The 24,883-nt window shown below is 68.2% G+C and carries 23 protein-coding genes; 13 read left to right on the forward strand and 10 right to left on the reverse strand.

Going from position 1 to position 24,883, the window contains the following annotated elements; genetic code table 11:
* The 10 genes from nuoF (at position 1) to E0H75_RS08980 (ending at position 12,802) form a co-directional block, all read left to right on the forward strand.
* On the forward strand, positions 1–1,302 hold the full coding sequence (gene nuoF, locus E0H75_RS08935; protein ID WP_202872869.1) for an NADH-quinone oxidoreductase subunit NuoF: 1,302 nt from the start codon (positions 1–3) through the stop codon (positions 1,300–1,302).
* Positions 1,299–3,731, forward strand: a complete 2,433-nt coding sequence (locus E0H75_RS08940; protein WP_131512697.1) for an NADH-quinone oxidoreductase subunit G — start codon at positions 1,299–1,301, stop codon at positions 3,729–3,731. The genes nuoF and E0H75_RS08940 overlap by 4 nt, the downstream gene beginning before the upstream one ends.
* On the forward strand, positions 3,728–5,038 hold the full coding sequence (gene nuoH / locus E0H75_RS08945) for an NADH-quinone oxidoreductase subunit NuoH (RefSeq protein ID WP_131512698.1): 1,311 nt from the start codon (positions 3,728–3,730) through the stop codon (positions 5,036–5,038). The genes E0H75_RS08940 and nuoH overlap by 4 nt, the downstream gene beginning before the upstream one ends.
* Positions 5,031–5,579 (forward strand): NADH-quinone oxidoreductase subunit NuoI, encoded by a 549-nt coding sequence (gene nuoI, locus E0H75_RS08950; RefSeq protein ID WP_131512699.1) that lies wholly within the window; start codon positions 5,031–5,033, stop codon positions 5,577–5,579. The genes nuoH and nuoI overlap by 8 nt, the downstream gene beginning before the upstream one ends.
* Positions 5,576–6,421, forward strand: a complete 846-nt coding sequence (locus E0H75_RS08955; protein ID WP_131512700.1) for an NADH-quinone oxidoreductase subunit J — start codon at positions 5,576–5,578, stop codon at positions 6,419–6,421. Before nuoI ends, E0H75_RS08955 begins: the two co-directional genes overlap by 4 nt.
* A 73-nt stretch (positions 6,422–6,494) precedes the next feature.
* Positions 6,495–6,794 (forward strand): NADH-quinone oxidoreductase subunit NuoK, encoded by a 300-nt coding sequence (gene nuoK / locus E0H75_RS08960; RefSeq protein WP_130384807.1) that lies wholly within the window; start codon positions 6,495–6,497, stop codon positions 6,792–6,794.
* 11 nt (positions 6,795–6,805) lie between these two features.
* On the forward strand, positions 6,806–8,677 hold the full coding sequence (gene nuoL, locus E0H75_RS08965) for an NADH-quinone oxidoreductase subunit L (RefSeq protein WP_131512701.1): 1,872 nt from the start codon (positions 6,806–6,808) through the stop codon (positions 8,675–8,677).
* The gene (locus tag E0H75_RS08970; protein ID WP_131512702.1) at positions 8,674–10,197 is read left to right on the forward strand and encodes an NADH-quinone oxidoreductase subunit M; all 1,524 of its coding nucleotides are present in this window, start codon (positions 8,674–8,676) and stop codon (positions 10,195–10,197) included. Before nuoL ends, E0H75_RS08970 begins: the two co-directional genes overlap by 4 nt.
* Positions 10,197–11,783, forward strand: a complete 1,587-nt coding sequence (gene nuoN, locus E0H75_RS08975) for an NADH-quinone oxidoreductase subunit NuoN (RefSeq protein WP_420323287.1) — start codon at positions 10,197–10,199, stop codon at positions 11,781–11,783. Before E0H75_RS08970 ends, nuoN begins: the two co-directional genes overlap by 1 nt.
* Entirely contained in the window at positions 11,780–12,802 is a 1,023-nt protein-coding gene (locus E0H75_RS08980) for a polyprenyl synthetase family protein (protein WP_131512704.1), read from the forward strand. Before nuoN ends, E0H75_RS08980 begins: the two co-directional genes overlap by 4 nt.
* Here the strand turns inward: E0H75_RS08980 and E0H75_RS08985 are convergent.
* A complete protein-coding gene (locus tag E0H75_RS08985) occupies positions 12,786–13,181 on the reverse strand; it encodes a hypothetical protein (protein ID WP_131512705.1) in 396 nt (131 codons plus the stop codon). The genes E0H75_RS08980 and E0H75_RS08985 overlap by 17 nt on opposite strands.
* A 123-nt stretch (positions 13,182–13,304) precedes the next feature.
* Between E0H75_RS08985 and E0H75_RS08990 the strand changes: the two genes are divergently transcribed.
* Positions 13,305–13,865 (forward strand): hypothetical protein, encoded by a 561-nt coding sequence (locus E0H75_RS08990; protein WP_202872870.1) that lies wholly within the window; start codon positions 13,305–13,307, stop codon positions 13,863–13,865.
* Here E0H75_RS08990 and E0H75_RS08995 read toward each other — a convergent pair.
* Genes E0H75_RS08995 through rarD form a run of 5 tightly spaced genes read right to left on the reverse strand, consistent with a single transcriptional unit; the run spans position 13,862 to position 18,807 of the window.
* Complete coding sequence (locus E0H75_RS08995) at positions 13,862–15,376, reverse strand: phospholipase D family protein (RefSeq protein WP_131512706.1); 1,515 nt, start codon at positions 15,374–15,376, stop codon at positions 13,862–13,864. The two genes, E0H75_RS08990 and E0H75_RS08995, sit on opposite strands and share 4 nt — an antisense overlap.
* A 28-nt stretch (positions 15,377–15,404) precedes the next feature.
* Entirely contained in the window at positions 15,405–15,878 is a 474-nt protein-coding gene (locus tag E0H75_RS09000; protein ID WP_131512707.1) for a cupin domain-containing protein, read from the reverse strand.
* Between the two features lie 28 nt (positions 15,879–15,906).
* Positions 15,907–17,316: an MFS transporter gene (locus E0H75_RS09005; protein ID WP_131512708.1), complete on the reverse strand. Its 1,410-nt coding sequence runs from the start codon at positions 17,314–17,316 to the stop codon at positions 15,907–15,909.
* Positions 17,317–17,361: 45 nt separating this feature from the next.
* The gene (locus E0H75_RS09010) at positions 17,362–17,844 is read right to left on the reverse strand and encodes an RrF2 family transcriptional regulator (protein WP_131512709.1); all 483 of its coding nucleotides are present in this window, start codon (positions 17,842–17,844) and stop codon (positions 17,362–17,364) included.
* A gap of 45 nt (positions 17,845–17,889) precedes the next feature.
* A complete protein-coding gene (gene rarD, locus E0H75_RS09015) occupies positions 17,890–18,807 on the reverse strand; it encodes an EamA family transporter RarD (RefSeq protein WP_131512710.1) in 918 nt (305 codons plus the stop codon).
* Between the two features lie 142 nt (positions 18,808–18,949).
* Here rarD and E0H75_RS09020 point away from each other — a divergent pair, with 142 nt between their 5' ends.
* Positions 18,950–19,702: a sugar phosphate isomerase/epimerase family protein gene (locus E0H75_RS09020; RefSeq protein ID WP_131512711.1), complete on the forward strand. Its 753-nt coding sequence runs from the start codon at positions 18,950–18,952 to the stop codon at positions 19,700–19,702.
* On the opposite strand, the gene E0H75_RS09025 is transcribed toward E0H75_RS09020, so the two are convergent.
* Positions 19,699–20,463: a hypothetical protein gene (locus E0H75_RS09025; protein WP_131512712.1), complete on the reverse strand. Its 765-nt coding sequence runs from the start codon at positions 20,461–20,463 to the stop codon at positions 19,699–19,701. The genes E0H75_RS09020 and E0H75_RS09025 overlap by 4 nt on opposite strands.
* A 344-nt stretch (positions 20,464–20,807) precedes the next feature.
* Here E0H75_RS09025 and E0H75_RS09035 point away from each other — a divergent pair, with 344 nt between their 5' ends.
* Positions 20,808–21,554 (forward strand): D-Ala-D-Ala carboxypeptidase family metallohydrolase, encoded by a 747-nt coding sequence (locus tag E0H75_RS09035; protein ID WP_131512713.1) that lies wholly within the window; start codon positions 20,808–20,810, stop codon positions 21,552–21,554.
* 132 nt (positions 21,555–21,686) lie between these two features.
* On the opposite strand, the gene E0H75_RS09040 is transcribed toward E0H75_RS09035, so the two are convergent.
* Genes E0H75_RS09040 through E0H75_RS09050 form a run of 3 tightly spaced genes read right to left on the reverse strand, consistent with a single transcriptional unit; the run spans position 21,687 to position 24,719 of the window.
* Positions 21,687–22,934 (reverse strand): DUF445 domain-containing protein, encoded by a 1,248-nt coding sequence (locus E0H75_RS09040; protein ID WP_131512714.1) that lies wholly within the window; start codon positions 22,932–22,934, stop codon positions 21,687–21,689.
* Positions 22,935–22,969: 35 nt separating this feature from the next.
* On the reverse strand, positions 22,970–24,193 hold the full coding sequence (locus E0H75_RS09045; protein WP_238162895.1) for an MFS transporter: 1,224 nt from the start codon (positions 24,191–24,193) through the stop codon (positions 22,970–22,972).
* Complete coding sequence (locus tag E0H75_RS09050; RefSeq protein ID WP_131512716.1) at positions 24,171–24,719, reverse strand: hypothetical protein; 549 nt, start codon at positions 24,717–24,719, stop codon at positions 24,171–24,173. The genes E0H75_RS09045 and E0H75_RS09050 overlap by 23 nt, the downstream gene beginning before the upstream one ends.
* Positions 24,720–24,883 lie beyond the last annotated feature (164 nt).

Raw genomic sequence — 24,883 nt, forward strand, 5'->3', positions numbered from 1 at the left:
ATGCTGACCCCGGTACTGTCCGACAACTGGGACCAGATCCGTTCCTGGCAACTGGCGTCGTACCAGCGGTCCGGCGGGTACGACGCTCTGCGCACCGCGCTGCGGATGCAGCCGGCCGACGTGGTGAGCGCCGTCAAGGACTCCGGACTGCGCGGCCGTGGTGGCGCGGGCTTCCCGACGGGCATGAAGTGGTCGTTCATCCCGCAGGACAACCCGAAGCCGAAGTACCTGGTGGTGAACGCGGACGAGTCCGAGCCGGGCACCTGCAAGGACATCCCGCTGATGCTCGCCTCGCCGCACACGCTGGTCGAGGGCGTCATCATCGCGTCGTACGCGATCCGCGCGTCGGTCGCGTTCATCTATGTCCGCGGTGAAGTGCTGCACGTCGTCCGCCGGTTGCAGCAGGCGGTTGCCGAGGCCAAGGAAGCCGGCTTCATCGGCACCGACATCCTCGGCACCGGCTACGACCTGGACGTGATCGTGCACGCCGGCGCCGGCGCCTACATCTGTGGCGAGGAGACGGCGCTGCTCGACTCGCTGGAAGGTCGTCGCGGTCAACCCCGGCTGCGTCCCCCCTTCCCGGCCGTGGCCGGTCTGTACGGAAGCCCCACTGTCATCAACAACGTCGAGTCGATCGCATCGGTTCCCGCCATCATCAAGAACGGCGCCGACTGGTTCTCGTCGATGGGCACCGAGAAGTCCAAGGGCATGACGCTCTACTCGCTGTCCGGGCACGTCACCCGCCCGGGTCAGTACGAGGCGCCGATGGGCATCACGCTGCGGCAGTTGATCGATCTGGCCGGCGGGGTCCGCGAGGGCCACGAGCTGAAGTTCTGGACGCCGGGTGGTTCGTCCACGCCGCTGCTGACCGCCGAGCACCTCGACATCCCGCTGGACTACGAGGGCGTCGGCGCGGCCGGCTCGATGCTCGGCACCAAGGCGCTGCAGATCTTCGACGAGACGACCTGCGTGGTCCGCTCGGTGCTGCGCTGGACCGAGTTCTACAAGCACGAGTCCTGTGGCAAGTGCACCCCGTGCCGTGAGGGCACCTGGTGGCTGGTGCAGATCCTCGAGCGCCTGGAGCACGGCAAGGGCAGCAAGGACGACCTCGAAACCCTGCTCGACCTGTGCGAGAACATCACCGGCCGGGCGTTCTGCGCGCTGGCCGATGGTGCGACCGCGCCGATCACCAGCTCGATCCAGCACTTCAAGGACGAGTACCTGGCGCACTTCGAGAACGGCGGCTGCCCGTTCGACCCGATGGCAAGCACAGTCTTCGCTACCGCTGGAGCAAGCGCATGACGATCGCTAACAACACAGTGAACCCGTCGGCTGAAGTGGAGCGGACCGATCTGATCACCGTCACCATCGACGACATCGAGGTGAAGGTTCCCAAGAACACCCTGCTGATCCGGGCGGCGGAGCAGATCGGGATCCAGATCCCGCGGTTCTGCGACCACCCGCTGCTCGACCCGGTCGGCGCCTGCCGCCAGTGCCTGGTCGAGATCACCGACGCCGGCAACGGCCGCGGGATGCCGAAGCCGCAGGCCTCCTGCACGATCACCGTCGCCGACGGCATGGTGGTCCGCACCCAGGTGAGCTCGCCGGTGGCGAACAAGGCGCAGCACGGGAACATGGAGTTCCTGCTGATCAACCACCCGCTGGACTGCCCGGTCTGCGACAAGGGCGGCGAGTGCCCGCTGCAGAACCAGGCGATGAGCAACGGGTACGGCGAGTCGCGGTTCCACGAGGTCAAGCGGACCTTCCCGAAGCCGATCAACATCTCGGCCGAGGTGCTGCTGGACCGCGAGCGTTGCGTGCTGTGCGCGCGCTGCACCCGGTTCTCCGAGCAGATCGCCGGTGACCCGTTCATCGCGCTGGTCGAGCGCGGTGCGCTGCAGCAGGTCGGCATCTACGAGAAGGAGCCGTTCGAGAGCTACTTCTCCGGCAACACCATCCAGATCTGCCCGGTGGGCGCGCTGACCAGCGCGGCGTACCGGTTCCGGTCCCGGCCGTTCGACCTGGTCTCGGTGCCGTCGGTGGCCGAGCACGACTCGTCCGGTGCGGCGATCCGGGTCGACTACCGGCGCGGCAAGGTGATGCGCCGGCTGGCCGGTGACGATCCCGAGGTCAACGAGGAGTGGATCTCCGACAAGGACCGGTTCGCGTTCAACTACGCGACCACCGGTGACCGGCTGACCCACCCGATGATCCGCGAGGACGGCGAGCTGCGGCCGGCGTCCTGGCCGGAGGCGCTCACCTTCGCGGGCCAGAAGCTGACGGCGGCCCGCGGCAACGCGGCGGTGCTGACCGGTGGCCGGCTGACCCTCGAGGACTCCTACGCGTACTCGAAGTTCGCGCGCGTCGTCCTCGGCACGAACGACATCGACTTCCGGTCCCGGCCGCACTCGGCGGAGGAAGTGGACTTCCTCGCCGCCGCGGTCGCCGGCACGGGCCTCGGTACGACGTTCTCCGACCTGGAGAAGGCCGGATCGGTGCTGCTCGTCGGGTTCGAGCCCGAAGAGGAAGCGCCGGCCGTGTTCCTGCGACTGCGCAAGGGCGTCCGTGCGCACGGCACCAAGGTGTTCTCCGTGGCGGCGTACGCGTCCCGCGGGGTCGAGAAGCTCGACGGTGTGGTCGTCCAGGCATCGCCCGGCACGGAGGCCGCCCTGCTGGCTGACCTCGGCAGCGCGGGCGAGGCCGGATCCGCTGCGCGGGCCGCGCTCGGTTCCGACTCGATCATCATCGTGGGCGAGCGGCTGGCCAGTGTCCCGGGTGGCTACTCGACCGCACTGCGGCTGGCGCTCGACACGGGCGCGCAGCTCGCCTGGATCCCGCGGCGTGCGGGTGACCGGGCCGCCCTCGAGGCCGGTTGCCTCCCGGGGCTGCTGCCCGGTGGCCGGCTGGTGACCGACCCGCAGGCGCGGGTCGACCTGCAGGCCGCCTGGGGTGTGGACAGCCTGCCGTCGAACGTCGGCAAGGACCTGACCGAGATCCTCGCGGCAGCGGGATCGCTGGACGCGCTGGTGGTTGCCGGCGTCGAGATCGACGACCTGCCGGACCCGGCCGCGGCGCTGGCCGCGCTGGAGGCCGCGCCGTTCGTGGTCAGCTTCGAGGTCCGCAAGTCGCAGGTGACCGAGTACGCCGATGTCGTCTTCCCGGTGGTTCCGCCGGCGGAGAAGGACGGCACCTTCGTCAACTGGGAGGGCCGCGAGCGGTCGTTCCCGGTGGTGCTGAAGGTCGCGGCCGCGATGCCCGACGTACGGGCGCTGGCCGCGCTGGCGCAGGAGATGGACCGGTCGCTCGGGTTCAGCACTCCGGCCGGCGCAAAGAAGGAGTACGACGAGCTCGGCCGCTGGGACGGTGACCGCGCGCAGGAGCCGACGTACCAGGCCGGTCCGTCGCTCGGCGCGTTCGACTCCACCCGGCTGGCGACCTGGCGGATGCTGATCGACGACAGCCGTGCCAACGACGGTGAGCCGCATCTGACGGCCACCGCCCGGACGCCGGTCGCCCGGATCTCGCTGACGACGGCGCGCCGGGTCGGTGTTGTCGACGCCGACGAGCTGGTGGTGAGCACAGACGCCGGTTCGATCCGGCTGCCGGTCGTGATCACTCCGATGCCCGACAACGTGGTCTGGCTGCCGACCAACTCGGCCGACTCCCACGTACGCCGGTCGCTGCACGCAGACCATGGTTCGATCGTGACGATCGCCGGAGGGAACGCATGAGCATGATCCCGCTCGCTGTGCCGGATGCGGGCGTCGGCCACGATCCCTGGTGGGTCGTCGGCATCAAGGTGCTGCTGGTCTTCGTCTTCCTGGTCGTGCTGACGCTGTTCAACATCTGGTGGGAGCGCCGGGTGGTGGCCCGGATGCAGCACCGGATCGGACCGAATGTGCACGGCCCGCAGGGTCTGCTGCAGTCGCTCGCCGACGGTATGAAGCTGATGTTCAAGGAAGACCTGATGCCGAAGGGCGTGGACAGGTTCGTCTTTGTCGCGGCCCCGGTGATCGTGTCGATCCCGGCCTTCCTGACCTTCGCGGTGATCCCGTTCGGGCCGACGGTGAAGATCCCATTCACCGACACCTACACCCGGCTGCAGATCACCGACCTGCCGGTCTCGGTGCTGTACGTGATGGCGGTCGCCTCGATCGGCATCTACGGCATCGTGCTCGGCGGCTGGTCGTCCAACTCGACGTACTCGCTGCTCGGTGGCCTGCGGTCCAGCGCGCAGATGATCTCCTACGAGGTCGGCATGGGCCTCGCGCTGGTGACGGTGTTCCTGTTCGCCGGGTCGATGTCCACCTCGGAGATCGTCGCGGCGCAGGGCTCGCACCAGTCGGTCAGCCTGTTCGGCGCGGACATCCCGATCCCCGGCTGGTACGCGTTCCTGCTGTTCCCGTCGTTCGTGATCTACGTGATCTCGATGATCGGCGAGACGAACCGGGCACCGTTCGACCTGCCGGAGGCCGAGGGCGAACTGGTGGCCGGCTTCCTGACCGAGTACTCCTCGATGAAGTACGCGATGTTCTTCCTGGCCGAGTACATCAACATGGCGACCGTGTCGGCGCTGGCCACCACGCTGTTCCTGGGCGGCTGGCGGGCACCGTGGCCGATCTCGATCTGGGACGGCGCGAACTCCGGCTTCTGGCCGGTGCTGTGGTTCGTCGGCAAGATGATGTGCTTCATCTTCTTCTACATCTGGTTGCGCGGAACGCTGCCGCGGCTGCGCTACGACCAGTTCATGAAGCTGGGCTGGAAGATCCTGATCCCGGTGTCGCTGGGCTGGATCCTGCTGGTCGCCACCGTCCGCGCGGTCGGCCGGGAGGCGTCCACGCCCCGCACCTGGCTGCTGGTCGCGGCCGGTATCGCCGTACTGCTGGCGCTGATCTCGCTGGCCGTCCCGCAGAAGCCCAAGACCGACAAGACCGAGGACGACGACGGCAAGGACTTCGACGCCTTCGCCGGCGGGTTCCCGGTGCCACCACCGCTCGTCAAGACTTCGAGCCGAAGCGAGGAAGCCCATCGTGGCTAGTGTCAAAGAGTCCCTCTGGGACCCGGTAGCCGGGTTCGGCGTCACCTTCCGGACGATGTTCCGCAAGGTGTTCACCGAGGAGTACCCCTTCGAGAAGAAGCCGACCGCGCCACGCTTCCACGGCCGGCACCAGCTGAACCGCTGGCCGGACGGCCTGGAGAAGTGCATCGGCTGTGAGCTGTGCGCGTGGGCCTGCCCCGCGGACGCCATCTACGTCGAGGGCGCGGACAACACTGAGGGTGGACGGTTCTCGCCGGGCGAGCGGTACGGGCGGGTGTACCAGATCAACTACCTGCGCTGCATCCTCTGCGGGCTGTGCATCGAGGCCTGCCCGACCCGGGCACTCACGATGACCAACGAGTACGAGTTGGCCGACCGCACCCGCGAGTCCCTCATCTACGAGAAGAAGGACCTGCTGGCGCCGATGCTGCCGGGCATGCAGGAGCCGCCGCACGACATGCAACTGGGCGCGACCGAGAAGGACTACTACCTCGGTCTGACCGGTTCCGTCGTACCCGCCGAGGGTGGTGACGCCAAATGATCGGCATGGTCACCGGCGGGCAGTTCGCGTTCTGGATGCTGGCCCCGGTCATGATCCTGGCCGCGATCGCGATGGTGCTGGTCCGCAAGGCGGTGCACTCCGCGCTGCTGCTGGCGACGGTGATGATCTGCCTGGCCGTCCAGTACGCCGCCCAGGACGCGCCGTTCTTGTTCGCGGTCCAGATCATCGTCTACACCGGCGCGATCCTGATGCTGTTCCTGTTCGTGCTGATGCTGGTCGGTGTGGACGCGTCCGACTCCCTGGTCGAGACGATCCGCGGCCAGCGACTGCTGGCCGGGCTGGCGTTCCTCGGCTTCGCGGTCCTGCTGATCGCTGCCGTCGGCAACGCGATGTACGGCGACCCGGTCGGCCTGGCCAACGCGCAGCCGGACGGCAACCCGAAGGGCATCGCGCAACTGCTGTTCGGCAAGTACGTGTTCGCCTTCGAGGTCACCTCGGCGCTGCTGATCACCGCCGCCATGGGCGCGATGATGCTGGCGCACCGCGAGCGGCTGACCAAGAAGCGGACCCAGCGCGACCACGCCGAGGAGCGGATCCGCAAGTACGCCGAGCAGGGGATCCACCCGGGTCCGCTGCCGACCCCGGGTGTGCTGGCCCGGCACAACGCCGTCGACACGCCGGCGCTGCTGCCGGACGGGTCGATCGCACCGACCTCGGTTTCGCGCGTGCTCCAGGCACGTGGCACCGTGTTCCCCGAAACCGAGGAGCGCGACGAGATCGAGACGGTCCGCAAGATCAGCGAGGGCGACCAGGGCGACCAGGTCCCGTCCGAGCCCGAGAGCACTGACCTGTCCGGATTCGGCGAAGGAGACAAAGCGTGAGCGAGCGGAGCGAGCGAACAATCCAGCGCAGCACGCTTTCGGCATGTGCGCCCGGAGCGAAGCGAGGACGCGCATGACGACCGAGCCGTACATCGTGCTCGCGGCAATCCTGTTCAGCATCGGTGCGCTGGGCGTGCTGGTGCGCCGCAACGCCATCGTCGTCTTCATGTGTGTCGAGCTGATGCTGAACGCGACCAACCTCGCGTTCGTCAGCTTCGCCCGCCAGCACGGCAACCTCGACGGCCAGATCGCCGCCTTCTTCGTGATGGTGGTGGCCGCGGCCGAGGTCGTGATCGGGCTGGCGATCATCATGGCCATCTTCCGCACCCGTCGCTCGGCCTCGGTCGACGACGCCAACCTGCTCAAGTACTGAGGTAATCACCGATGAGTCATGAGCTGACGTGGCTGCTGGTCGCGGTCCCGGCCGTGTCCGCGGCGATCCTGCTGCTCGGTGGCAAAGCCACCAACGCCTGGGGTCACCTGCTCGGCACGCTGGCACCGCTGATCGCTTTCGCCTTCGGCGTCGTTCTGTTCGTCCAGATGCAGGGTCTCGGCACCGAGGAGCGGTCCGAGACCTTCAAGCTGTTCGAGTGGTTCTCGGTCGGCAGCATCAAGGTCGACTTCAGTCTGCTGATCGACCCGCTGTCGATCCTGTTCGTGCTGCTGATCACCGGTGTGGGTTCACTGATCCACATCTACTCGATCGGCTACATGGAGCACGACGAGCGGCGGCGCCGCTTCTTCGGCTACCTGAACCTGTTCATCGCGTCGATGCTGCTGCTGGTGCTCGCGGCCGACTACCTGCTGGTGTTCGTCGGCTGGGAAGGCGTCGGCCTGGCGTCGTACCTGCTGATCGGGTTCTGGCAGCACAAGAACTCGGCCGCGGTCGCCGCGAAGAAGGCGTTCGTGGTGAACCGGGTCGGTGACATCGGCCTCTCGCTCGCGGTGATGAGCATGTGGGCGCTGTTCGGTTCCTCCGCCTTCGCGACCGTCGACGCCGGCGCGGAGCACCTCTCGCCGACCTGGGCCACGCTGCTCGGGCTGATGTTGTTGCTGGCCGCCTGCGGCAAGTCCGCGCAGGTGCCGCTGCAGTCCTGGCTGCTGGACGCGATGGAGGGCCCGACCCCGGTGTCGGCCCTCATTCACGCGGCGACCATGGTCACCGCGGGCGTCTACCTGGTGGTCCGCTCGAACGCGATCTACGAGGTCACCGACGCCGCGTCCACCGCGGTGGTGATCGTCGGTACGGTGACCGCGCTCGCCGGTGCGATCATCGGTTGCGCCAAGGACGACATCAAGAAGGCCCTGGCCGGTTCGACGATGAGCCAGATCGGCTACATGATGCTCGCCGCGGGTCTCGGCCCGGTCGGCTACGCCTTCGCGATCTTCCACCTGCTCACGCACGGCTTCTTCAAGGCCAACATGTTCCTCGGCGCCGGCTCGGTGATGCACGGCATGGACGACGACGTGAACATGCGGCACTACGGTGCTCTGCGCAAGTACATGAAGGTCACCTTCGTGACGTTCGCCTTCGGCTACCTGGCGATCCTCGGCATCCCGCCGTTCTCCGGATTCTTCAGCAAGGACCACATCATCGAGGTCGCCTTCGCGGAGAACTTCGTGGTCGGTCTCTGTGCGCTGCTCGGCGCCGGCATCACCGCGTTCTACATGACGCGGCTGATGATGATGACCTTCTTCGGCGAGAAGCGCTGGGAGAAGGACGTGCACCCGCACGAGTCGCCCAGTGTGATGACCGGTCCGCTGATCATCCTGGCGATCCTGTCGCTGGTCGGCGGTGCGCTCTACTTCGCCGGCCACTGGATCGTCGACTGGCTGGAGCCGGTGACCGGTTTCGAGGAAGCCGAGCCAGCGATCAGCGCGCTGGCGATGACGCTGATCACCCTCGCGGTGGTGCTCGTCGGTGCGGCCATCGGGGTCATGCTGTTCCGCCGGGACATCCCGCGCGAGGCACCGGTCCGGGTCTCGCCGGTCACCACCTTCGCCCGCCGTGACCTGTACGGCGACGCGCTGAACGAGACGGTCCTGATGCGCCCGGGCCAGTACCTCACCCGGACGCTGGTCTGGCTCGACAACCGCGGTGTGGACGGCCTGGTGAACGGGCTGGCCGCACTGTTCGGTGGGATGTCCGGCCGGCTCCGCCGGTTCCAGACGGGCTTCGTCCGTTCGTACGCACTCAGCATGGTCTTCGGCGCCGCACTCGTGGTCGTCGCCCTCCTCGCGGTGAGGTTGTCGTGAACATCGGTTGGTTGACCCTGTTACTGCTCCTGCCGTTCGTGGGGGCGATCGTGACGATGCTCGTGCCCAGGGCGAAGGCGCTGCTGGCCAAGCAGGTCGCGCTCGGCTTCTCGCTCGTCACGCTGGTGCTGACCGCGATCGTTGCGATCGGCTACAACCGCAACGGCCCCGAGGACTACGCCGAGACCTACACCTGGATCAAGGCCTTCGGCGCGCACTACGCGCTCGGCCTCGACGGGGTCGGTGTCGTCCTGGTGGTGCTGACCGCGCTGCTGACGCCGATCGTGCTGATCGCCTCCTGGAACGACGCGCAGAACGGCCGCTGGTCGGAGAAGTCCTTCTTCGCCTGGATCCTCGGCCTGGAGGCACTGTCGATCGGCGTGTTCGCCGCCACCGACGTGTTCCTCTTCTACGTGCTGTTCGAGGCCACGCTGATCCCGATGTACTTCCTGATCGGTGGCTTCGGCGGCGCGCAGCGCTCGTACGCCGCGGTGAAGTTCCTGCTCTACTCGCTGCTCGGCGGTCTGCTGATGCTGGCCTCCGTGGTCGGCCTGTACGTCGTGTCCGCCAGGGCCGGCGACCCGTCGTACCTGCTCAGCGACATGATGAAGCTCGACATGAGCCAGAACACCGAGCGCTGGCTGTTCCTCGGCTTCATGTTCGCGTTCGCGGTGAAGGCGCCGATGGTGCCGTTCCACACCTGGCTGCCGGACGCAGCCGGGGAGGCGACGCCGGGTACGTCGGTGCTGCTGGTCGGCATCCTGGACAAGATCGGCACCTTCGGGATGATCCGGTTCTGCCTGGGCCTGTTCCCGAACGCGTCCGAGTGGGCCACCCCGGTCGTCCTGGTGCTGGCGCTGATCTCGGTCCTGTACGGCGCGCTGCTGGCGATCGGGCAGACCGACATCAAGCGGCTGATCGCGTACACCTCGATCTCGCACTTCGGCTTCATCGTGATGGGCATCTTCGCGCTGACGTCGCAGGGCCTGACCGGGTCGACGCTGTACATGTTCAACCACGGCCTCTCCACCGCCGCGCTGTTCCTGGTCGCCGGGTACCTGATCTCCCGGCGCGGATCGGCCCGGATCGCCGACTACGGCGGGGTGGAGAAGGTGGCACCGGTACTGGCCGGCACGTTCCTGTTCGCCGGCCTGTCCAGCCTCGCGCTGCCCGGTATGTCGCCGTTCATCTCCGAGTTCATGGTGCTGGCCGGGACGTTCAGCCGGCACAAGGTGATCGCGGTGATCGCGGTGGTCGGTATCGTGCTGGCCGCGCTCTACATCCTGCTGATGTACCAACGCCTGATGACCGGGCCGGTCCGCGACGGGATCGAGAAGCTCAAGGACCTGAACGTGCGTGAGGTGCTCGCGATCGCTCCGCTGATGGTGCTGATCGTCGGCCTCGGAATCTTCCCGAAGCCGGTGGTCGACATCATCAAGCCGGCGGTGGAGTCGACCATGCAGCACGTCGGTGTGACCGACAAGGCACCGCAGATCCCCGTGACGGAGGGACAGAAGTGATCGCGCACATCCTGCCGCTGGCGGACTTCACCGCGCCGAAGATCGAGTACAGCGAGCTGTCGCCGCTGCTCGTGGTCTTCGGTGCGGCGTGTGTCGGCGTCCTGGCCGAGGCGTTCCTGCCTCGCCCGCTGCGGCACCTGGTGCAGCTGGCGATCACGGTGGTCGCCGTGCTCGTGTCCGGCGTACTGACCGGCATCCTGATGAACGACAACAAGGAGCTGATCGCGGCGCAGGGCGCGATCTCGGTCGACGGCCCGGCGCTGTTCACCTGGCTGGTCCTGCTGGCGCTGACCCTCATCAGCGTGCTGCTGTTCGCCGAGCGGTCGGTCGACGGTGGACTGTCCGCGTTCGCCGGCCAGGCGGCCGCCGTACCGGGGTCCGAGGCCGAGCGTGAGGGTACGGCGGCCAAGGTCGAGCACACCGAGATCTTCCCGCTGACGCTGTTCGCGGTCGGCGGCATGATGCTGTTCGCGTCGGCCAACGACCTGCTGGTGCTGTTCGTCGCGCTCGAGGTGTTCTCGCTGCCGCTGTACCTGCTCTGCGGCCTGGCGCGTCGTCGCCGGCTGATCTCGCAGGAAGCCGCGATGAAGTACTTCCTGCTCGGGGCGTTCTCCTCGGCGTTCCTGCTGTTCGGCATCGCGCTGCTCTACGGGTACGCCGGCACCATGTCGCTGGGCGGCATCTCGGACGCGCTGTCCACCCAGACCGGTGGGGACACGATCCTGCTGGCCGGGACCGGACTGGTTGCTGTCGGCCTGCTGTTCAAGGTCGGCGCCGTACCGTTCCACTCCTGGACCCCGGACGTCTACCAGGGCGCTCCGACCCCGGTCACCGGGTTCATGGCGGCCTGCACCAAGATCGCCGCGTTCATCGGGCTGATGCGCGTCTTCTACGTCGCGCTCGGCGGCACCCGCTGGGACTGGGCTCCGATGATGTGGATCGTCGCGATCCTCACCATGGTGGTCGGTTCGATCGTGGCCATCACCCAGACCGACGTGAAGCGGATGCTGGCCTACTCGTCGATCGCGCACGCGGGCTTCCTGCTGACCGCGTTCGTCGGGCTGGCGCAGGCCGGGAACGGCGTACACAACGGGATCACCTCGACCCAGGCGGTGCTGTTCTACCTGGTCTCGTACGGCTTCGCGACCGTCGGCGCCTTCGCCGTCGTCACGTTGGTGCGGGACGCGGGCGGCGAGGCCACCCACCTGTCCCGGTGGGCCGGACTGGGCAAGAAGTCGCCGCTGCTGGCCGGCATCTTCGCCTTCTTCCTGCTCTCCTTCGCCGGCATCCCGCTGACCGCGGGCTTCACCGGCAAGTGGGCCGTCTTCAGCGCGGCCTGGACCGGTGGCGCGTGGCCGCTGGTGGTGGTCGCCGTACTGTCCAGCCTGGTCGCCGCGTTCTTCTACGTTCGCGTGATCGTGCTGATGTTCTTCTCCGACCTCCCGGCCGACGCGCCGGATGTCGCCCTGCCCGGCTGGCAGACCACGAGCGCGGTCGCGCTCGGTCTCGCCGCCACGGTGGTGCTCGGCCTGGTTCCCGGGCCGCTGCTCGACCTGGCGGCGCGAGCAGGTGAGTTCATCCGGTGAGTCCGTCCCCGCTGCCGGCCGAGAGCCTGGGATTCGCGTTCGCCGACGAGGCGCTCGAGTCCCGGGTTCGCGACGGCCTGGAGTCGGTCGAGCGGGAACTGCACGACGCGACCCAGTCCGAGGCGCCGTTCGTCACGGCGGCCGCGCAGCACGTCATGGTTGCCGGCGGCAAGCGGTTCCGGCCGCTGCTGGTGCTGCTGGCGGCCGAGTTCGGTCCGTCGCCCGCCGCCCCTGAGGTGATCAAGTCGGCGGCCGTGGTCGAGCTCACCCATGTCGCGACCCTGCACCACGACGACGTGATGGACGAGGCCGCGCTTCGGCGTGGTTCGTCCACCGCGAACGCCCGGTGGGACAACTCGGTCGCGATCCTGTCCGGCGACTGGCTGTTCGCCCGGGCATCGGACCTGGTCGCCGATCTCGGTCCGGAGGCGGTCCGGATCCAGGCCCGCACCTTCGGCCGGCTGGTCGAGGGGCAGATCCGCGAGACCCTCGGTGTCGGCGAGGGCCAGGACCCGCTGGCGCACTACCTGTCGGTGGTGGCCGACAAGACCGGTTCGCTGATCGCGACGTCGGCGCTGTTCGGAGCCCGGTACGCCGGTGCGCCCGAAGAGGTGCAGGAATCGCTGCGCGCCTTCGGCGAGGAGATCGGCGTCGCCTTCCAGTTGGCCGACGACATCCTCGACATCGCCTCGGAGTCCGACCAGTCCGGCAAGACTCCTGGCACCGACCTCCGCGAAGGCGTGCCGACGCTGCCGGTGCTGATCTTCCGCGCGCAGGCCGACCCCGCTCAGCCGGACGACGCGCGCCTGCTCTCGTTGCTCGACTCCGATCTGTCCGACGACGCCCGCCTGGCCGAGACGATCGAGTTGCTGCAGGCGCACCCGGCGTTCCGTCAGGCCGAGGACGACGTACGACGCCGCGCGGCCGACGCCCGCAAGCTCCTCGCCGACCTTCCCGAAGGTCCGGCGCGCGAGGCCCTCGACTCCCTCTGCGACCTGGTCGTCACCCGCTCCGTCTGAACACCGCCCGCAGTCCGCGCGGTCTGGCGTCCAGCTCCTGGGTCATGGCAGTGAGGGCTGCCCAGCGCTCGCCCTCAGTCGATTGAAGCGATGGCGGCAGCTGCTTCTCGGGTAGCCGCCGTCGCCGAGCACAGGGCCGTGCCTTCCCTTCGAGGTGTTCGATCGCGGCCAGCATCACCGCCGGCGTGATGCCGCTCGGACCGTCCGGCCAGAGCTTGGCGGCTCGTCCGGAGTCCTGCAGCTTGCCGGCTCGTTCGCCGATGCGTTTGGCCTGTACGGCGGTGAGCTTGGCGGCGCGCTCGGCCAGTTCCGGTTCGCCGAGTCGCCACAACTCCCGGGCGATGGAAATGGGAGGGGTGCGGATCACGAAGCTTCCCATCCGCCGATGATGCCGCACCCGAGGGCGAAAGCGAATTGGCGGCGCCGAAAGCGAATTGGCGGCGCCGAAAGCGAATTGAAAGGGCTGCGTGGTCCTCTGTCCATCAGAGACCGGGAGGTGCTGGTGGACACAGTCGAGCAGGTGGAGCGGCGGCCGTGGGTGCTGCGGCGGTGGCCCGCGGTGGCAGGCGTCGCGATGGCGGCGTTCGCGGCCTGGGGGATGGAGAGCGGTGCCGACGTGGCGCCCATCGTGACGGCATCGGCATTCTTGTACCTCGGGGCCGCGGCCTTGCAGCGCCGCACGGCCGCCTGGCCGATGTTCGCCGTCAGCTTCGTAGCAGTCGGCCTCGGGTCCAACGTTGAGGGGTTCAACGCAACCTGGGTCATGCTGGCCTTCGCCGCCGTACTAGCCGTGTACGGCGTGATCCGCGGCGCCCTCCGTCCACCCTGGGGCCTACCCCTGCAGGCAGCAGCTCTCATAGTGCTGGCCGCCGCAGCCCTCATCGCGGTAGACGCGAACCAAACCGTAGCTGGCGTCCTCGTAGCCGCCGGCCTCCTCATTCACGCCGGCTGGGACACCTACCACCACCGCACCCACCGAGTCGTCGCCCAATCCATGTCCGAGTTCTGCGCCGTCCTCGACACCCTCCTCGCCCTCGCCGTACTCGTCGTCACCTTTGGTTAAAAGGTGTTGTTGTGGCGTTGGGTGCGGGGGCGGCCGTCGGGGTCGTAGAGGTGGTTGGCGAGCCAGCGGGCCCAGGGGGTGTGGAGGCGGGGGACCGGCTGGGGGGTGTGGGGACGGATGCGGCCCGCGGGTCGTGGCCCGAGGCAACCATTTGCGTGCCAGTCGTCCAGGGTGGCGGCCGTCTCCCGCCACTGGTCGAAGCCGGCGATCGGGTCGAGCTCGGGATCGTCGGTGCCCAGGTGCTCGGACCACAGCTCCAACCGCAACGAGCGGGCCAGGTCCTCGGATTCGACCGCGCAGGTCAGCTCGCTGTCGTTCGTCCAGGATCTGCGGTTGAAGTTGTCGGATCCACACGTCAGCCACTGATCGTCGATGATGCAGACCTTCGCGTGCACATAGATCGGTACGCCGGCCTCGTTCTCCAGGTTGTAGATCGCCACGCGATCCGACTCCAGCAACCGCATCGCCTCCAGTTGCGCGTAGCGAGCCGGCGGACCACTCAGCCGCCCGTCCTGGTCCGGGTATCGCGGTACGACCGCGATGATCCGCAACTCGGGCGACCGCACCAACGCCTCCCGCAGGCACAGCGTCACCTCCGTGGACCACAGGTACTGATCCTCCAGGTAGATCAGCGACCGTGCCCGCCCGAACGCCTTCAGATAGCCACGAGCGATGCTGTGCTCCCCACCCGGCGCGAACGGGAACCCCGGATGCTTGTGCGCATACGTCCGCAACACCTGTACGGCGTGCGGCCCGGCCGCGGACGGATCGGGGAACGCCTCCGGCAGATCCTCCGGATGCCGCGGCATCCGCGCCAACCGCTGGATCACCATCCGGTACGGCGTCCGGCGGTCGAGCGGATGCGCATCGTCCCAGCGTTCGACGAAGCAGCGCAGCAGATCTCCCACCACCGGACCCCGGAGCTCGAACATCACGTCATGCCACGGTGGCCGGTCTCCGTACCGCGCATCCATCGGCGCCGGTTGCGGATCACCCAGGTGCCGGCCGTCGTCGCGCCGTCCATGGCACAGATCGATGCCGCCGACGAAGGCGACATCCGCGGCAGGATTGTCGCGATGCCGGATCACGAACAGCTTCTGGTGGTGCGAGGCCAGCCGACGGACCCGCTGGTCGAGCAGCGCCTCGCCGCCGGCTTCGTTCAGTTCGGTCCCGAGCCGCTGGTTCTCCTGGGAGTTGAAGTTCAGGTGATCCGAATGGGACCGCCACAGCAGCGCCCGGACCTCGACCCCGGACCGGGCGAGGTCGCAGAGCACCGAACCCAGGCTGGGACCGCCCTCGACCAGTACCTCGTCCGGATCGCCACGCCAGTCGGTGAAGTACACCCGGTCGCCCGGCCGCAGGGCGCACAGTTCGTCGTACAGACGGCGGAAGTATGTCGCGCCGTGCACCAGGGCCTGGACCCGGTTGCCCTCGGTCCAGGCCCCGTCGGCGTCGATGTCCGTGGTGGGGTTGCCCCGCTCTGTCGCGGTCAGGAACCAGTCGTGCCTCATCAGTTCCCAGTGCCCGTAATCCGTCAGGTCATGACTGGCGGGAGTCCCAGGTGGGGCTTTCGACGTAGTGGTTGTCGTAGAGGTCGCTGGTCTTGGCGAGTTCGGACGGCGCGGTCTCGCCGCGGTAGACGCGTTCGAGGAGGCGGTAGTAGTCGAAGCGCGGCTTCGCGTGGGTGAGGACGAAGAAGACCTCGGCGGCCTCGTCGCCGGCCGCCTCGAAGGCGTGCGGGGTGTTCGGCGGTACGACGAGTACGTCGCCCTCGGCCAGGGTGATGAGGTCGTCGCCGAGCAGGACACGCAGGCTGCCGGAGAGGACGAAGAACAGCTCGGACGCCTCTCGGTGCTGGTGCGGGGGAGCGCTGTCCTTGCCAGGCCTGAAGATCGAACGGTGGCTGGTCAGGTGACCGCCGGTGTCGGCGACGTCGGCGAACAGGGTGACTCCGGCGGCGGGCAGAACCTCGGCTTCGGCGGCACGGACCAGGACGGGCGGGATGGTGCTCATGACAGTTTCTCCTTCGCTAGTTGGCAGATCAGTTGCTGACGGCATCGACCAGGACCGGAGTACGACGCCGGCCGGTGAGTGCGATCGCGGCGGTGACGACGACCCCGGCCGCGGTGAGCAGGACGGCGAGCCGGAGCCCGTGGGTGGTCGCCGTACGCAGCGACTCGCCGGTCAGGCCGGCCGTGCCGCGGTTGGCGATGGCCACGAGGATCGCGAGACCGACCGCGTTCCCGATCTGCTGACCGGTCGAGGCCATCCCCGAGCCGATGCCCTGGTACTCCGCGGCGACGCCGGTGGACGCGGCGGCGAACATGGTGCTGAACGCGCTGCCCTGGCCGAAGCTGAGGATCAGCAGTGCCGGAACCAGAACGCCGTACGACGCATGGCTCGACAGGACCAGACCGAGGAGTGCGACACCGACCGCGGACACGGACAGGCTGACCGCGAGAGTCAGGTGGAGACCGAACCGCGTCGCCAGCCGCCCGCCCAGGTTGGAGCCGACGAAGATCGCCAGCATCGGGAGCAGGTACGCCAGGCCCGTCTCCAGCGCGTTGTAGCCCAGGACGTCCTGGAAGTAGACGGTCTCGAAGTACAGCAGCGTTCCGAGCGTCGCGGAGAACAGCAGGATCACACTGACGCCGTTGCGGAGGTTGCGAACGCGCAGCAATCCCAACGCCAGCAGGGGATCCGGCGACCGGAGCTCGATCAGGACGAACGCCGTCAGCAGTACGACGCCGGCCACGACCGCAGCCACGCTGACACCGTCCCACCCAGTCGCCGGGCCCTGCACCAGCGCGAACACAACCGCGGTGATCCCTGCCGTCGCAGCCACCGCGCCAGGTACGTCGAATCTGCGGCAACCACGATCCGTCCCGTCGACGGGGAGCAGGATCAGCGCCGCCACCACACCGATCGCGGCGAGCGGAACGTTGACGAAGAAGATCGCCGCCCAGCCGAACGACTGGGTCAGGACACCACCCAGCAACGAGCCGAGCGCCATTCCACTGCCACCTGCCGCGCCCCAGATCGAGAACGCCCGGTTGCGGTCCCGGCCCTCCGCGAACAACGTGCCGATCAGCGACAGCGTGGCGGGCGCGAGGACGGCACCGCCGAATCCCTGCACCGCCCGGGCGCCGACCAGCAGGCCGGGCTCAGTCGCGAAACCTCCGGCCAGCGAGGAGGCGCCGTACAGGATGAGACCGGCGGTGAACATCCGGCGCCGGCCGAGCAGGTCGGACATCCGGCCGCCCAGCAGAAGGAATCCGCCGAAGGCGACGGCGTACCCGCTCACCACCCATTGCAGGTTGTGGGCGACGAAGCCGAGGTCGCGGCCGATGTCCGGGACGGCGACGTACACGATGGTGTAGTCGATCGAGATGATCAGTTGGGCGAACGCGAGCAAGGACAGGATCAGTGGCTTATTCAGGATGTCTAACATCCAGAATCGACTCCTGGGTCTGGACGGAAAGGTCGTGGGTGAAGGTCAGGACTTGAGGTTGGCGAACCGGTTCCGGGTGCTGGCGGGAGCGTCCGGAGACGTGCTCACCACCCGCTCGGCGATGTCCGCGATGGTCTGGCCGGCCAGCGTCCGGCGATAGGTCAGCTCGGCGGAGCGCATCGCCTGGGAGACCACGCAGACCTTGGTGTAGTCGACCTTCGGGTCGGCGCCCGGGCCCTCCTTCAGGATCTGCGTGCAGCGGAAGGCGTCGTCCGGCCCGTCGATCGCGACCACGATGTCCAGCAGGGTGATCTTCTGCGGGTCGCGGGCCAGCTGGAAGCCGCCCTTGGGCCCGGAGACCGAGGTCAGGATGCCGGCCCGGGTGAGCGCCTGGAGCTGCTTGTTCAGATACGCCGTGGGAAGGTTGTAGAAGGCGGCGAGTCGCTTGGCGGTGACCGCCTCGCCGGGCAGCCAGCTGAGATTCACGCAGCTGTGCATCGCCCACTCGACGCCTTCGTTCATCTTCATAACCTGGATACTAAATGTCCTGAATCCCGGTCGTCAAGCGAATGATCACACCGCGGAGGCGGTGACGGCGGCGCGCTCGATTGCGATGGTGCGGCGCCGCCGGTTCATGCTGTCGAGGGTGAAGATGACCAGCGCCAGCCAGACCAGCCCGAATCCGGCCCACCGCATCGGCGACATCTCCTCGTGGAACACCAGCACACCGCAGACGAACTGCATGATCGGCGCAATGTAATTCAGCAGCCCCAGCGTCGTCATCGAAACCCTGGTTGCGGACGCCCCGAAGAGCAGCAGCGGTACGGCGGTGATCGGCCCGGTCAGCAGTACGAGCGTCAGATAGCCGGCGCCGTGATGCGTGACCGTCGACTCGCCCTGCGTGCCGAGTACGACGATCGCCGCGAGCGCCAGCGGTGCCACGGTGGCGGACTCGATCGCCATTCCCTCGATCGCCCCGGCGCCGGCCTGCTTCTTGGTCAGCCCGTACAGCCCGAACGAGAAGGTGAGGATGATCGCGACCCACGGTGGTCGGCCGTTCTCGATCGTCAGCCCGGCGACCGCGACGAAGGCGACCGCGAGCGCGACCCACTGCAAGGATCGCAACCGTTCCTTCAGTACGACGACGCCGAGTAGCACAGTGAACAGCGGAGTGATGAAGTACCCGAGCGACGTCTCCACCACCCGGCCGTGGTTCACCGCCCAGATGTAGGTACCCCAGTTGGCGGAGATGAGGAACGCGGCCGCGATCAACGGCCACCGGCGCCGCGGCTCCCGCAGCAACGCCTTCACCTGGCCGAACTTGCGCAGTACGACGACCAGGATCGCGATCGTCACCAGCGACCACAGGACCCGGTGGGCCAGCAGTTCGATCGCGCCGGAGTGGTCCAGCAGTCTCCAGTAGAGCGGGAACAGGCCCCAGATCAGGTACGCCGCGAAACCGTAGATGAACCCTCTGCGCTGCTCTGGCACGCCGTCAGACTATGCCCATGCGACAGTCGCATCCAATTGCTTTGCTCATGACGTGAGACGGGCCTGAGTCCAGTACCCGTTGTCCCCGGGGAGCCGCTGGTGCGATGCGGTTGGATAGAGGGGTGGACACGAGGAGGCACCCGTGGGTGTGAGGACCGGTCTGGTCTCGGTGACGTTCCGCCAGTTGCCGGCCGACGAGGTGGTGGAGCTGGCGGCGAAGGCCGGTCTCGCGGCGATCGAGTGGGGTGGTGACGTACACGTCCCGCTCGGCAATCTGGTTACCGCTCAGCGGGTGAAGGCGGTGTGCGAGGTCCACGGACTGGAGATCGCGGCGTACGGCTCCTATCTGCGGGCGGGCAGCGTCGACCGGGAGGAGATGCGCTCCGCGGTCGCCACTGCCGAGGCCCTCGGCGCTCCCCGGATCCGGGTCTGGGCAGGCAATGTCGGTACGGCGCAAGCGGGCGTGGGGGACCGGATGGCGGTGACCCGCGGGCTGGCCGAACTGGCCGACGTGGCGGCCTCGTCCGGGATCGAGATCGCGATGGAGTTCCACCGGAACACGCTCACCGACGAGGTCGACTCCACCATCACGCTGCTGCTCGACGTCGGGGCTCCCAACCTCAAGACGTACTGGCAGCCGCCCGTCGACCTGGACGACGCCCAGTGCCTCGACCAGCTCGAAGCCCTGATGCCGTGGCTGACGACCGTCCACGTCTTCTCCTGGTGGCCGTCGAACACCCGGCTCCCGCTCGCCGGCCGCGAGTCGCTCTGGCGCCCGGTCCTCGACCGCCTCGCCGCCGAGCCCCGCGAGATCAACGCCCTGCTCGAGTTCGTCGCCGACGACTCCCCGGAGCAGTTGGCCAAGGACGCCGCCGACCTGCACGCCTGGGTCTAATTCACGGGCAGGTACAGCGCGATCACGAGCTTGCCGCCGGTGGGACGCCCCGAGCTGATCCGGTAGGTGACTGTCTTCGGCGTGGACTGCGCGTCTTCGGCCATCCAGCCGAAGCCGCTGGACGCGGGCGGACCGTCCTGGTCCGCGGTCACTCCGCGCCAGCGCGTGGTCACGCCGAGGCCGAGATTGGTGTTGCCGTAGGCCCAGAGGAACCGTTTCCCGACCGGTGTCGTGAGTTCCACCTTGCCGCCGGAGGCAGGAACGACCACCGAGCGGACGAACCGGTACCGGGTGCCGTCGACCTCCTTCTCCCGGTCCAGATCGATCCCGTTCGTGCTGACCTGCGGTCCGGCGTCGTAGATCGCCACCCCGATTCTTGCCTTCGGCACCGACATCGGCCGGCCGAGCTTGTCCACCAGTCGCGCCGTCACCTGCACGTGCCGACCGGCCGGGACGGCCAGCTGGATGTGCTGACTCGTGTCGAGCTGGGACTGGTCGCCGACCGCGGGGTACCCGTTCACCGAGCTCCCGTCGCTGAGCCGCACCTGGATCCGGTACTCGACGTTGTCCTGTACGACGTAGTCGGCCGGAGTCCCGAGCGTCTGTACGACGACGGATCGGCTGCGGGCGACGAAGCTGGTGCCGACCTGCATCGCGCCACGGCCGCCGATCGTCGCCGCGAGCGGCTGCCCGATCGGTGCGTCGGTCCAGAGGGTGCTCTCGCTCGGTACGCCGTTCTTGAACGGCGAGACGTCCTTCATGCGGGGGACGCTGTCGACCGTGAAACCGTTGACGCGGACCCAGATCGTCGCGTCGGAGTCCGCCTGGCACATCCCGGCCGATCGCGTCCCAGAGGTCGAGCCGGTCCTCGCCGGCCGGGGCGGAGGAGTCGGGCAACCTCTCCGTCGGGATCTCGCCGGTCCAGCGACGTCGCCACCAGGACGAGTACGTGGTGACGAGGATCCGGCGTACATAGGGCTCGGGGTCGTCGGTCGAACGGATGGTTGCCTTCTCGTCGGAAAGTTTCGCTGAGCACTGGCCAAGCGGTGGATGGTGACGGAATGCTGGGCCGGGACAGGTTCCTTCACCGCCCCGGAGGTGTCCGATGTCCATCACCCGACCGTTGCCGCGGCTGATCGCCGTACTGCTGCTGTTCGCGGCGACGCTCACGACCAGCCAGGTCGTGACCGCGACCAAGGCGCACGCGGATGGTTGTTACACGTGGGGCCGCACGCTCAGCCAGGGCATGAACGGCGAGGATGTGCGGCAGTTGCAGATCAGGGTCGCCGGTTATCCCGGGTACGGCGGTCATCTCGCCGTCGACGGGGACTTCGGGCCGGCCACCAAGGCGGCGGTGCAGCGGTTCCAGTCGGCGTACGGGCTGGGGTCGGACGGGATTGCCGGGCCGGCGACGTTCACCAAGCTCTATGCGCTGCAGGACGACGACTGTACGCCGATCCACTTCGCCTACACCGAACTCGACGACGGGTGCGGCGGCTCTGGATGGGACGGCGGACCGCTGTCGGCGGCGGCGACGAAGGCGAACGCGTTGCAGACCATGTGGCAGTTGGAGGCGATGCGGCACGCGCTCGGTGACCAGCCGCTGAACATCTCCAGCGGGTTCCGCAGCATCCCGTGCAACAACTCGGTCGGTGGCGCGAGCAACAGTCAGCACCTGTACGGCCGGTCCGCCGACCTGACCGGGGTCCACTCCTTCTGCACCCTCGCCAAACAAGCCCGCAACCACGGCTTCGGCGGCATCTTCGGCCCCGGCTACCCCGGCCACAACGACCACACCCACGTAGACATCAGAACCGGAAACGTCTGGGACGCCCCCAACTGCGGAATCTAGCTGTACCCGGCCGTGGGCCGCTGGCGGGTTGTTTCACCGCTGACGCCAAACAACCCGCCAGCCGTCACGCGACCCGCCACCCACCGGCCCTAGCTGACCGGTTGGGTCCCGAAGTCCGCAGATACGTCGGCTTCACAGGAGTTGGCTGAGCGTGTGGATCACGAGGCCTACCAGGGCGCCTACGACGGTGCCGTTGATTCGGATGAATTGGAGGTCTCGGCCTACGTGGAGTTCGATTCGGGCGGCGGCTTCGCGGCCGTCCCAGCGTTCGATGGTGTCGGAGATGACGGAGACGATCTCGTTGCCGTAGGTGCGGACGACGTACCCGACTGCCTCGGACGCGCGGGCGTCGACCTTGCCGCGCAGCGCCTCGTCGTCCTGCAGTCGTTGGCCCAGGTCCTGGATGGCCTTGGTTGCGCGGACCCGCAGCGTGCTGTCCGGGTCGGCGATCGAGTCGATCAGTGCGGTGCGTACGGCGTCCCACACCGCGGTCAGGCTGGAGCCCATATCGGGGTGCGTCAGCATCCGCGCCTTGAACGCCTCGAAGCGCGCCATCGTCTCCGGATCGTTCTGTAGGTCGTGCGCGAGCTGCCCGAGCAGCCGGTCGACCGCCCGCCGCGCCGCATGCGTCGGGTTGTCCCGTACGTCGGCCAGCCAGGCCAGCGCCTCGCGGTGGATCCGGTCGATCACCAGCCGGTCGACCCACTGCGGTGACCACCGCGGCGCCCGCGGACCAACCACGTCGGCGAGCAGTTCGCGGTTGTCGCGCAACCAGTCATGCGCCTCCACCATCAACAGATCGAACAACGCATGGTGAGCACCGTCATCGACGACCGACTGCAGGAAGTGCCCCGCGATCGGGCTCAACGGCTCCTGCACGAACCGCGGCAGCAACGACCCCCGGACGAACGCCGCCACGTCCTCGTCGCCGAGCCGCGGCAGCGCCGCCCCGATCGTCCGCGCGCCCTCGGCCACGATCCGCTCGGCATGCGTGCCGGAGGTAAGCCACTCACCGGCCCGGCGGCTCACCTCGGCGGTGCGCATCTTCTCCGCCACGACCTCCTGGGACAGGAAGTTCTCGGTGACGAACTGCTCGAGGCTCTCGGCCAGGCTGTCCTTGCGGGTCGGCACGATCGCCGTGTGCGGGATCGGCAGCCCGAGCGGACGCCGGAACAGCGCGGTCACCGCGAACCAGTCCGCCAGCGCACCCACCATCGCGGCCTCCGCCGCGGCGTTCAGGTACGCCCAGCCGCCGTCGCGGTGCAGCGTGGCCACATAGATCACCGCGGCCAGCAGCAGCAACGACAACGCCACCGATCGCATCTGCCGCAGCCCGCGCCGCCGGACGAGGTCGGCGGCGCCCAACGTCAATGTCGCCATACCCCGATCTAACCAAGTCCCCGGTCATCAACCGGTCAGGCGACGACCTGGTCGACCCCTGAATTGCGGACCGTACGCCGGTCCATCAGGCCGGAGACGAGGGCCAGGAGCAGCCCGGCAACGGCCAGGACGGCGCCGACGCGGCTCGGCCACTCGTACCCGTAGCCGGCGGCCAGGACGACGCTGCCGAGCCAGGCGCCGAGAGCGTTCGCGATGTTCAGCGTCGAGTGGTTCAGCGACGCCGCCAGCGACTGTCCTTCGTGCGCGACGTCCATCAGCCGGGTCTGCAGCGCCGGCACCAGGATGCTCGCCGAGAACCCCATCGCGAACACCGCGATCAGGGCTCCGGGCCGGGTCTGAGCCAGCCACCCGAACGTTCCGAGTACGACGGTGATCGCGAGCAGGCCGCCGTACAGGCTGGGCATCAGGGCGCGGTCGGCGAACCGGCCACCGACGACAGTGCCGCACGTCATGCCGATGCCGTAAACAGCCAGCACCACCGTGACCGCGGCCTCGGAGAAACCGGCCAGTTCCGTCATCGTCGGGGCGATATACGAGTACGTCGCGAACATGCCGCCGAAGCCGACCATCCCGACCAGCAGCGCCATCCACACCTGCGGACGGGACAGCGCACTGAGCTCGCTGCGGATGTTGACGTCGCTGCCCACCGGCTGCGGCGGAACCCAGAACCACACCGCCACCAGCGTGACCAACCCGAGCGCGCCGACCGCGAGAAACGGCGCCGGCCAGCCGAGTCGCTGGCCCATCAAAGTGGTGATCGGTACGCCGATGATGTTGGCCACCGGAAGACCGACCATCGTCATCGAGACAGCCCAAGCCCTCCGATTGACCGGCACGAGCGTTGTCCCGACCACCGCGCCGATGCCGAAGAATGCACCGTGCGGTACGCCGGTCAGAAACCGCGCGGCCATCAGGAACTCGTAGCTGGAGGCAACGGCCGACAGCACGTTGCCGATCACGAACACCGCCATCAGCCCGAGCAGCAGCCGCTTCCGCCCGGTCCGGGCACCGAGCGCCGCGATCACCGGTGCACCGACCACCACGCCCAGCGCGTACGCCGAGATGAGGTGGCCGGCGGTCGGGATCGAGATCCCCACCCCGTCAGCGATCTGAGGCAGTACTCCCATCGTGACGAACTCGGTGGTTCCGATCGCGAAACCACCGGTCGCCAGTGCGAACAGAGCGAGGCCGACGGGCCACGAGGTGCTGTGGCTGTCAGGAGTCACTGAGTTTGTCACGCCTGATTGTCGCACCCACGAGCAGCGCCACCGCGATGAGGGCGAAGACCACATTGCCGATCAGGTCGGTCGTCCGCGACGTGTCCATCACCGGGTCCTCCGGGAACGCGTGCCAGGCGTAGGTCAGCAGCGCGCCACCCGCTACAGCGAGCGAATGCAGTTGCGTCCAGCCGGTCCGTCGCGACCACCGCACCACCACGATCACCGCGAGTACGTCGAGCGCGGCCATCAGCCCGGCCTGCAGCCAGCCGCTCTTCACCAGGTCGTTCACCAGCATGAACGCCGAACTCAGCACCAGTCCGGTGGCGCCGACCAGCCACGCCGAGGGCACGGTGCCTGCCGTACGACGCTGTCCGCGGGAGCCGACCCGGGCCGCGATGGCGACGAGGACAACGATCGCGATTCCGGTCCCGGCGAACTGCGCCGGCGACGCGACGAACGAGTCGCGCGGGATGTTCCCCAGCAGGAACTCCGCGATCAGCGGCGCCAGGAAGAACAGCCCGAGGGCCGGCAGGGTCCGCTTCATCACACCCACATCTCTTGTGTCGGGTCACGCTCCTCACTCTCGCGTTCGACGGACGCCGGCACCGATGCGATCCGTCCGGATCCTGCGCTGACGGACGGCGGGTCCCGGACCTGACGTCCGTCATGGCTCAGGGATCATTCAGGGTCATTTCCCTATACGCCGTA

It is taken from the genome of Kribbella capetownensis (assembly GCF_004331485.1).
Taxonomy (GTDB): domain Bacteria; phylum Actinomycetota; class Actinomycetes; order Propionibacteriales; family Kribbellaceae; genus Kribbella; species Kribbella capetownensis.

What these genes read in the sequence shown, in the direction of transcription:
- nuoF (WP_202872869.1), top strand. Translation starts at nt 1, where the DNA reads ATGCTGACCCCGGTACTGTCCGACAACTGGGACCAGATCCGTTCCTGG.
- E0H75_RS08940 (WP_131512697.1), top strand. Translation starts at nt 1,299, where the DNA reads ATGACGATCGCTAACAACACAGTGAACCCGTCGGCTGAAGTGGAGCGG.
- nuoH (WP_131512698.1), top strand. Translation starts at nt 3,728, where the DNA reads ATGAGCATGATCCCGCTCGCTGTGCCGGATGCGGGCGTCGGCCACGAT.
- E0H75_RS08955 (WP_131512700.1), top strand. Translation starts at nt 5,576, where the DNA reads ATGATCGGCATGGTCACCGGCGGGCAGTTCGCGTTCTGGATGCTGGCC.
- nuoK (WP_130384807.1), top strand. Translation starts at nt 6,495, where the DNA reads ATGACGACCGAGCCGTACATCGTGCTCGCGGCAATCCTGTTCAGCATC.
- nuoL (WP_131512701.1), top strand. Translation starts at nt 6,806, where the DNA reads ATGAGTCATGAGCTGACGTGGCTGCTGGTCGCGGTCCCGGCCGTGTCC.
- E0H75_RS08985 (WP_131512705.1), bottom strand. Translation starts at nt 13,181, where the DNA reads ATGGGAAGCTTCGTGATCCGCACCCCTCCCATTTCCATCGCCCGGGAG.
- E0H75_RS08995 (WP_131512706.1), bottom strand. Translation starts at nt 15,376, where the DNA reads ATGAGGCACGACTGGTTCCTGACCGCGACAGAGCGGGGCAACCCCACC.
- E0H75_RS09000 (WP_131512707.1), bottom strand. Translation starts at nt 15,878, where the DNA reads ATGAGCACCATCCCGCCCGTCCTGGTCCGTGCCGCCGAAGCCGAGGTT.
- E0H75_RS09005 (WP_131512708.1), bottom strand. Translation starts at nt 17,316, where the DNA reads ATGTTAGACATCCTGAATAAGCCACTGATCCTGTCCTTGCTCGCGTTC.
- E0H75_RS09010 (WP_131512709.1), bottom strand. Translation starts at nt 17,844, where the DNA reads ATGAAGATGAACGAAGGCGTCGAGTGGGCGATGCACAGCTGCGTGAAT.
- E0H75_RS09025 (WP_131512712.1), bottom strand. Translation starts at nt 20,463, where the DNA reads ATGAAGGACGTCTCGCCGTTCAAGAACGGCGTACCGAGCGAGAGCACC.
- E0H75_RS09035 (WP_131512713.1), top strand. Translation starts at nt 20,808, where the DNA reads ATGTCCATCACCCGACCGTTGCCGCGGCTGATCGCCGTACTGCTGCTG.
- E0H75_RS09040 (WP_131512714.1), bottom strand. Translation starts at nt 22,934, where the DNA reads ATGGCGACATTGACGTTGGGCGCCGCCGACCTCGTCCGGCGGCGCGGG.
- E0H75_RS09050 (WP_131512716.1), bottom strand. Translation starts at nt 24,719, where the DNA reads ATGAAGCGGACCCTGCCGGCCCTCGGGCTGTTCTTCCTGGCGCCGCTG.